This window comes from Aeromonas sp. R4-3, from assembly GCF_040908275.1.
In the GTDB taxonomy this organism is placed as follows: domain Bacteria; phylum Pseudomonadota; class Gammaproteobacteria; order Enterobacterales; family Aeromonadaceae; genus Aeromonas; species Aeromonas rivipollensis.
Genome location: NZ_JBFODK010000060.1, coordinates 1 through 8711 on the forward strand (window position 1 = coordinate 1; position 8711 = coordinate 8711).

General features: G+C 52.9%; 7 protein-coding genes. 5 read left to right on the plus strand and 2 right to left on the minus strand.

Annotated features, from left to right (window positions below):
- From AB5Y91_RS18705 to AB5Y91_RS18725, 5 genes are all read left to right on the plus strand, one after another.
- Nucleotides 1-214 (plus strand): hypothetical protein (locus AB5Y91_RS18705; protein WP_368170509.1); only part of this gene is annotated, 214 nt, incomplete at its 5' end.
- The gene (locus AB5Y91_RS18710; RefSeq protein ID WP_197984389.1) at nucleotides 211-645 is read left to right on the plus strand and encodes a DUF2787 family protein; all 435 of its coding nucleotides are present in this window, start codon (nucleotides 211-213) and stop codon (nucleotides 643-645) included. The genes AB5Y91_RS18705 and AB5Y91_RS18710, both read left to right, overlap by 4 nt.
- A gap of 646 nt (nucleotides 646-1291) precedes the next feature.
- Nucleotides 1292-2533, plus strand: a complete 1242-nt coding sequence (locus AB5Y91_RS18715; protein WP_368170510.1) for a tyrosine-type recombinase/integrase — start codon at nucleotides 1292-1294, stop codon at nucleotides 2531-2533.
- Nucleotides 2534-2817: 284 nt separating this feature from the next.
- On the plus strand, nucleotides 2818-3711 hold the full coding sequence (locus AB5Y91_RS18720) for a helix-turn-helix transcriptional regulator (RefSeq protein WP_368170512.1): 894 nt from the start codon (nucleotides 2818-2820) through the stop codon (nucleotides 3709-3711).
- Nucleotides 3712-3837: 126 nt separating this feature from the next.
- Nucleotides 3838-4017 (plus strand): hypothetical protein, encoded by a 180-nt coding sequence (locus tag AB5Y91_RS18725; RefSeq protein WP_151028097.1) that lies wholly within the window; start codon nucleotides 3838-3840, stop codon nucleotides 4015-4017.
- 360 nt (nucleotides 4018-4377) lie between these two features.
- Here the strand turns inward: AB5Y91_RS18725 and AB5Y91_RS18730 are convergent, their stop codons facing one another.
- Nucleotides 4378-6279, minus strand: a complete 1902-nt coding sequence (locus tag AB5Y91_RS18730; protein WP_368169955.1) for a DUF927 domain-containing protein — start codon at nucleotides 6277-6279, stop codon at nucleotides 4378-4380.
- A 506-nt stretch (nucleotides 6280-6785) separates the two neighbouring features.
- Nucleotides 6786-7937, minus strand: coding sequence for a site-specific integrase (locus tag AB5Y91_RS18735; RefSeq protein WP_182951357.1), 1152 nt, complete (start codon nucleotides 7935-7937; stop codon nucleotides 6786-6788).
- Nucleotides 7938-8711 lie beyond the last annotated feature (774 nt).

An 8711-nucleotide genomic window follows, 5' to 3' on the forward strand; every position in this document is an offset into this window, starting at 1 on the left:
CAATATGGATAAACAGGCTCGCAAGGGAAAAGCCAAGGGGCAGAAGGGCCAAGATGACATGACCGATGAGATAACCATCGAGAAAGGCAATGAGCCCCCGTTTTTGGAAACAGCCAACGACCAGGCTGGTTTGTCAGACAAGATGGATGAGGCCGGGGCCGAAACGGGATCCGAGACCGGCGACGAGGTAGCCGGACAGGAGACCCAGCCATGAGCAACCGTGACATAGCACTGAACTGGCAGGGACTCCCCCTACCGGTTTCACCCCGGTTCGCCGTATGTCTAACCGACCTGCTGAACAGGCACCATCCCACATGGCCACAAGCCCGCGCCGTCACGATGAACTTTCGTGATCCGGGTTATGGCCCGGAAACCGGCGGCTTTCATCCGGTGGAGATCCGTCTGCAACGCCGAGGAAATCTATGGTCCTTGGTCTATATGACGGACTTTTCCTATGTCGGCATGGGTGACTATGCCGAATTGGCTAAGGAGGTCGATTTTGACTTCTCAAGCCAGGAAGGGCTGATTGCCTATGCGCATGTGGTGCCGTTGTCTGAGTTGGGTGAGTTCTATGAATTATGGGAGGGTAATTTCCTCACCTACCTGTCGCTGGGTGTCTACGCGATCAGGGTAGCCACTGAATGATCCCTCCCTGTTAATGCGCAAATTTCACGGGTTCACGGGGTTGGCGTCGATTTACCCAGTCTCTATAAGGGAAAAACCTGCCCCGTTTCCCCCCGTTGGTGCGGGGCGGGCACGGGGCTCGCCGTGAATGCTCGGGGCAACCCGACCTATTCATTAACTCACCCATTACTCCCGCAAATGTCGCGGGTTCACGGGGTTGAGATGGAAAAGCCTAATCACTCAAAGGGAAAAACGCGCCCCGTTTCCCCCCGTTTGTGCGGGGCGGGCACGGGGCTTGCCGTGAATATGCGGGGCAACCCGACCAATTCATTAACTCACCCATTTTTCCGCAAATTTCGCGGGTTCACGGGGTTGAGATGGAAAAGTCTAATCACTCAAAGGGAAAAACGCGCCCCGTTTCCCCCCGTTTGTGCGGGGCGGACACGGGGCTCGGTAGCATTTTTACGGGATCGGACCGGGTAGCGACCGGGGCGGCCATCTGTTCACTCACCTTTCCCGCGTTGTCATCGTGCCGGGCCAACCAGGCCAAGGCGCGATGAGCAACGACCATTTTGATCGCCAAGCCAGAGACGGGGATTAGACCTCCTTTCCACTGTGAAGGGGGCCTATGCCGTGTCTAACCAGCTCACATGTTGAGGAGCGAACCATGAACGAAACACCTACCCGATTTAAATTCACCAATCGACGGATTGCCGATCTGCCCCCAAACCCAGATGACGCCCGCAGTACCGAAGCGGAGTATTCAGATACCGACGTGACCGGTCTGCGCTGCCTGGTGGGCAAAGGGGAAGGCCGCCGCAAGTTCCTGCTGCGCTATCAAATACATGGGCGCAAGCGGGCCATTGCCCTGGGGCACTATCCCGCGTTGGATGTCAGCGCGGCTCGTAAGCTCGCGCTCGACTACAAACGCAAGATCGCCGAAGGCGTTGACCCGCAACAAGCCAAGGAGGACAAGCGTAATCAGAAGACCCTGAGCAATTTGTTTCAGGAAGACTATCTGCCCTATCTGCAATCACGAAATCGCAGTTGGAAGACGGATGAACATCGCTTCCGTAATCACCTACGGCCAATCTTCGGCAACCTGATCCCGGAAGAGATCACCGTTACCCGCATCCAGAACATGCAACAGATGTTGCTCAAACGCCTCACCCCGGCCACCTGCAATCGCGTTTTGGCATTGCTCAAGGCCATCATGACCTGGGCAGCCCGTGCCGGACTGATCAAGGACAATCCCGCAGCCCTGGTGTCGTTGCTGCGAGAGAACAATCGGCGCGAACGCTACTTCACCCCAGATGAAATCCGTCGCCTGTTCCGGGCTGCCGATCAGCATGAGAGTTTCTATACCGGTCAGTACGTCAAGATGTTGCTGCTCACCGGTTTGCGTCGGGCCGAGCTGGCAAGGGCCAAATGGCAGCACTACAACAAGGAGGACAAGACCCTATACATTCCACACACCAAGAACGGCCATAGCCGTGTGTTGCACCTGAACCATATGGCGGTGGAGCTGTTGAACTACTTACCTGTAACACAGGGAAATCCCTACCTGTTTCCAGGCAAGCGGCAAGGGCAGCCATTGCAAAATCCCACCAAGGGTTTTCAGCGGATGCTGGCGCGAGCCGGTATAGATAAGGAGGGGGTTTGCTTGCACACCTGTCGTCATTCGGTCGCAGCACTGATTGTCTCCAACGGAGGCACCTTGTTTGATGTGCAATCCCAGCTCGGACACCGGAGCAGTCAGACATCAATGCGTTATGCCCACCTGCATAACACTCGGATGCAACAGACCAGCCAGAAAATAGCCAATTGCATCCATGATGCCCTGACCAGTTCAGTACCATCCAAGCCGCTGCCACTTCCCGAAGAGGGCGAGTGGGTTCAGGCCAGCTAGGTATGTCGGTATCTCATCCAGTGGTGAGATACCGATATCGCTGTTTAGCAGCCCAATGAACCGTTTTCAGCGATCGTCCCGACAAACCGCTACACAAAATCTGTCGGGGCTTATGAGCCTTCTCAACCGCTTCTCGCCGGTTGATAACAAAACCCCTCACCTGATGACAAAAGCCCATCGTCGATGATGGGTTTTGCGAAAAACTGCCTGCCATCCAATTCGTCACGCCGTGTCGCGGCTTGTTTGGATAATCCGCGACACGGTTATTGCCCTTGCTAGATGGTATGCACGAACACGACAAGATTGCTCAGCGCCTCGGTATGCTCCTCACCCGCCTGTACAGCGGTGAGAAGCTGCACCTGAGTGATTTGGCCACCGAGTACAACGTCACCGTGCGCACCCTGCAGCGGGATTTCAATCAACGCCTCAGCTATCTACCGATAGAGCACCGCAGCCAGCAGTACTGGCTGGATCCTGGGTTTCTCAATCACAAGAGCGATGGAAAGCTGCGCAAGCTGGCCGAACAGTTGGGTATCACCGACCTGTTCCCCCGCGCCAGTGAACATCGTCTGGGTCAGTTGCTGGACAGAGACACCCCAAGCCTCTTCGCCATCAAGGGGTTCGATGGTCAATCAGCTGACTCACTCATTCACCAGATACCGGTATTAGAACAGGCGCTGACTCACCATCTGCAATGCTGGCTCATCACCAAAGACCAACGCAAGCAACTGTTTAGCCCCTATCAGCTCGTCAACTACAAGGGCACTTGGCACTTGGTCGGTGTCAGCGAGGGTAGGTTGCAAGCCTATCCGCTGAGCTCCATCGCACTGGTTGAGCTATCGCAACAGACCTTCACCCGTGACGCGTACATTCAACGACAGATCGATACCGATCCGACACTCTGGCGCTCCGGCATGATCGAGGTGCTCCTCAAGGCCAATGCATCCATTGCCATCAACTTTCAGCATCGCCCGTTGCTGCCCGAGCAGGAGATAGTCAAAACCTTGGATGACGGTGCGCTGTTATTGAGCAGTCGCGTACTCGATGCCAATCAAATTCTGCCTGTCATCAAATCCTGGATGCCGGGGCTCACCGTGATCTCGCCCGGTTTTATCCATGAGCAGATCGTCCGTGATTTACGCCATTTATTGACCCTGATGAGTCAGGCTCCACCCTGAACCATGTGTGACAAAGATCCCAATTTATACATCTGGCGACAGCGCCTGACATGCCGCGACACCACCTGTCGCCGCTGTTCTGCATTGTCGTCAACCATCAAGCAGTAGCAATCCAAGGAGTGATGCATGAGTAAAATGATCCAGATGAAAGAGTCCACCGCAAAGCGCGAGGTGAAGCAGGAATACGGCCTGACCGAAACCGATGGTCAGACGTTCTGGGATCGGGTGAACCGGGTGATCGGTGAATCCCGAGAGGAAGTCGATAATGAAGACCGCGTTCCTGCCGGATATGAAGTGTATCGATAACGTCAACGCGTACATGTTAGTTGGTCATTAGTTGACTCCTGTGAGCGATATCTGCCACGAAACGCTCGTAACGACAAAGCGGCCAGTTCTACTGGCCTCTTTTTTTTGGGGGACCGTTCGACAGCACAGGCTGAGATCACACCAGTGAGCAATACCGGGGTAATCTCCGCATGGCGAGGCACCTGTATCGCGGTTTAGCGACCCAATGAGCCGTTTTGGCTGCGCCGCCCTCCAAACCTCCGCAACAAGATCATCCTGGCCTTCTCGGCCTGCTAAAGCGTTCCTCCCCTTGCTGCCTGCTTTTGCCACCGGATCCCATAAAAGCAAAGGGGCCAGTTCGCACTGGCCCCCTTTCATTTTTTAGAATTTTTCGACTTCCACCGATATCTCTGGCATGTCTGGTGAGGACTCAACCATCACGCACCCCGTCTCGCTCGTCGCGCGGCGGGTGAAACTCGGAGCGGGGGAGCCAGGGGCCGTTGATGAACCAGTACTGCAAGGTTGGACGAGGCTCTCAGTCCGTTCATCAAATAGCGGGCTTCTAAATTGAAATACCTTGTTCACCGAGAATACGTAATAATTGCCAGGAAGGCTGTCTATTACGATCTCTTTGACATATCGTCCGTCAGCATAGTGCACTATGTACCCGTTTTCACGAAGCCACTTCATGACCAGCTTCGGCTTGCTTGTCAACAGTTTCTGAAGCTGGGTCATTTCGACATAAAGCTTTCCGTCTTCCGTGAATCCTAATAGCTCCCGCACTTCCATGGATGGCTTGCCGATGTGGATCTTTCTTCGTTGCTCGGAGAGCGTATCCAATAACCGATAAGCCTCTCTGGTGACATCATCCATGATGCCGTCCATCGACATGAGCCACCGTCGGAAGCATACCAAAACTGCATTATCTGCATACGCCACATCAAACGGCAGAATACCTAGCTCAACGGCCAATCGCCCCGCTGCCATGACGTTTGCGAAGCAACCAGCACCACGAGCAGCAAGAGGCGGAGGGTTTTCTAATCCCGAGCGACTCATCAGCCACTCTTGGCACTCCTCACGCTTAGCAGCAAAGATAACCGCTAAATCAGCAGGGGTATCGATGTCTGGCATATTCAACAGCGCCTGAATATATGCAGGCATCGCCGTACCGTAGTACTGAGAGGTTGCAGCTTTAAGGCCATTCACCCGGCAACGAGTCAGCTCAAGGCTCTCACCCGCCAGCGCGACATCCTCCGCCATCATCTCAATATCCAGCAGTCTGACGAATATCCCCCCTTTAGTGCCCGCCTTGCTCCGCTCTAGCAGTTCCTTGAAGGATTCCTCCCCCGAAGAGGGAGCACAAACATTCGATGCCAATGGGCTCCTATTACCTGTGCCCTTCAAATTGCCAAGTACTCTCGACTGTCCACCCGTCACCGAATAGGCAAACTGAAGCGGATCGTTACTAGACAATGAGCCCAGTTCATCCAAACAAATGCCAATGCCAGTTCGTTGTTGAAACATGCCTTTGAACCCAGCAGCTGTTCCGTCCCACTTCACAATCGCCGTTGCGGGGCCCGCACTTGGGTCAGATGCCACGCCTGACACACTCTGCCCCACTTGTAAAAGCGTCGTTTTGCCACAAGAGCTTGCACCATTGAAGTGAAAAATCATGGTCCCTGTATTTGATAACTTCATGAATACATTGGATAGATTTGCCATGATTGCAACGAGCATGGTTGGTGACTCTTTGACAGACAACGCAATGTTCTTTTGCCAATCCTGCAGCGTTCCTTTCGAGTGGATAGCGTCATGCTCACCAGGCGCGGACAGCAGCTCGTGCTGAGGACCACTATAGCCCGTTTTGTAAATTGACCGACCTACCCAGACATAGCAGAGATGTTCGCTAACAAACCCCGCTTGCAGATGCTGATGGACCACGCTGATATTTTGGATACTGATGCTGGCGGACATGTATGACAGCAGCCCCTCCTCCCGTACACCTAGGCATTCAATCCCCGCGCGGTATAGCGCAGCCCTCACTGTTTTGTAGTCCTGAATCACCCTATCGAATAATAGGTCGATGCGCTGGCATTGCTTCCGCTCATCCAGATACATGAAACGAACACCACTGATGTCTGTACTGTCAGCTTGGAGTATCGATACCGGCAGCAATGGCTTACCGAGTATCGTTTTTGGCTTGCCATGATCGCTAGCCAATTTCCCCCACGGGGACATCGCAAACCCATCAGGAATAGCTATCGAATGAACCGGTTTTTTCATCTCCGGCTCAGACCTGGAAAGCACCACGCCATCTAGGTCACACACAGTCCCATCAGGGGTAATCGAGCAACGCCCCTCGTTGTACAACCTGTATTCTGCTGAACACTGATCCAGCATAAGAAGTTCACGACGAACGAAAAGCTCATATTGAGTCTCACTGTCGGGGTATGGCTGACAACATTCGTGCTGTTCGGACATTGGGCTCACAGCATCGGGGGCAATATTCGCTCGATGAGCATCACCATGGTGTGCATCAAGGTTCGTTTTCTCCACCAGTAACGGCAGCGAGTCAGGAGCGACTGCAGGGTGCGATTCTGGCGCTGATGCCTCCTGATCCGAGTCCGGTACCGAGTCTGTCGGCGGTACACCCTGACTTGCCATCCTATCAATAGATGCTTGAGTCCCTGGACGACGGTCAAAACGCCTCGGGGGGTTATCACTACTAGATCTGGGTCTACGCATAATTATCTATGGGGGAGTCTCCTCCCCCATTCTCCAAAAAATTGTTAACAGGTGATGCGTGGGAGGTCCCACAGGGTGTGTAATTCGTTGACGGCCTTAACCAGCGTGGTATCGTGGAGGCGGGCATATCGCTCAGTCATTTTTGGCGAGCTATGGCCCAGCACTTTTTGAAGCACATCCAGCGAGCAACCTTGGTTTAACAGCGAGGTAGCGACGGTATGACGGGCGTCATGCATGCGTACTCCTGAGAGTCCGCAATCATTGCAGACCCGGTACCAATACCGCCGAGGTTCGGAAATCTGAGAGACACCACCCTGGCCTCTAAAGAGCAGACCGGTTGTGCCATGGCGCTGGAATTGGAGTTGAATCAACTCCAGCGCGAAATGATTAAGTGGTATGAGCCTTTCTCGACCAGACTTACTGGTGGGCAAATACGCAAGCTTTCGATTGAGATTACAATCTTGAAGCTGTAGCGCTCGGGCCTCACCCAGCCGGCACCCTGTTGCAAACAGGAACAGCAGAAGCCTAGCTTTTTCATCGTCGATGTCTTTCATCAAACGATGGACCACCTTATTCACCACCTCATCAGGCAACCCCTTGGGTGGCAAAACAGCTTCATGCTTTGCCGGAATCCCTGCTGCTGGCGAGGACTTGAGAATGCCACGTTCTACAGCGAAGGACATGATGGCCTTTACCTGTGCCAAGTAGCGGTTCCGCGTGGCGACAGAGCACGTTTTATTTGATTCTGTAAGAAAATCCTCGATGTCGAAACGGGTTACTCTGTTTAATGGCTTGCGCCCTAAAGCTGCCACGATGGGCTTTACGCGAGACTCGATGGTTTTATGTGACCGATGAGTTGCTCGTACTGAGGGCAGGTATTTATCATGTATAAACTGTTCTACTGACAAGCTCGAAAGATAGGTTTGATTGAATCCTACTGGATCAAGTACAAACTCCGCTTTTAGCTTTCTTGCTTGTTCACGTATCTCTTTAACGCTGAATTCGTCCGTGCTCGCAATTTTTAACCGATAACGGACTTTATTTTTGGTGAAACTAAGACAACCAACCTTGCGACCAGTGGCATAAGTAATCCACGTAAGGGAACGCTCGTATTTATCTTTACTTTCACGCTGCTTTGAACTGCACTCCTCCAACTTGGCACTATCTACAGTTGGAGCTACAGCCTGTTCGGGCATCGCACCTCCTATCATCTAGAGCCCCCACCGTGGTGACTCATGACAAGAATGTTGGACGAAGAAAAACCGAAAGGGAAGACCAGCTCCAGAGCGTAACCATCCGATAATGCCTTATAAAAACAGACTACCCTGCACATGGTATGTTTTGTGCTTTACAAAATCCCCCTATAGCCGGAGAGTAGAAATCAGTTTTTGCCCCCCTCTAAAGAATCAGAAAGAAGAAACTCAATAGAGTCCGATTTTGTGGCGGAAAAATATTTTTATTTTTTTCCGCCCCCCCGACACCCTGCTCACTTTATGAGCTAAAACACCACATTGAGCACAAGTATTTACTTCCCCTACAGCTCTTGCTGTAGGGGGTTATCACTCTTCTTCAAACGCAGATACGGAAGTTGAGCGACCGGAGGTCCTTCGGTATCGACGCACCAAACCCTGTCTGGTCAATTTCTGGTAACTTTTCAGCGCACAAAAAACATGCAGGTTAGTTCATCCGTTTTTTGACAGAAAATGGGCTGACTTGTTGGAGGAACCGAATGCGTGAGAGAGCGAAAAGGTAATTCTATAAAGGGAAAAATCCTCGATAGCAGCACCTACCGACAACCGGATCCGGGTGTTGAGTCAGGGGCTCCTTGCACAGTATCTCGCCACTTGGTTCACCCTATGCAAAAACATGCCAGAAACTGGGGCTGCAAGGTTGACACCCCAGTCGAGAAAGGGTTTAATGCGCGCCGTTGCCCAGATAGCTCAGTCGGTAGAGCAGGGGATTGAAAATCC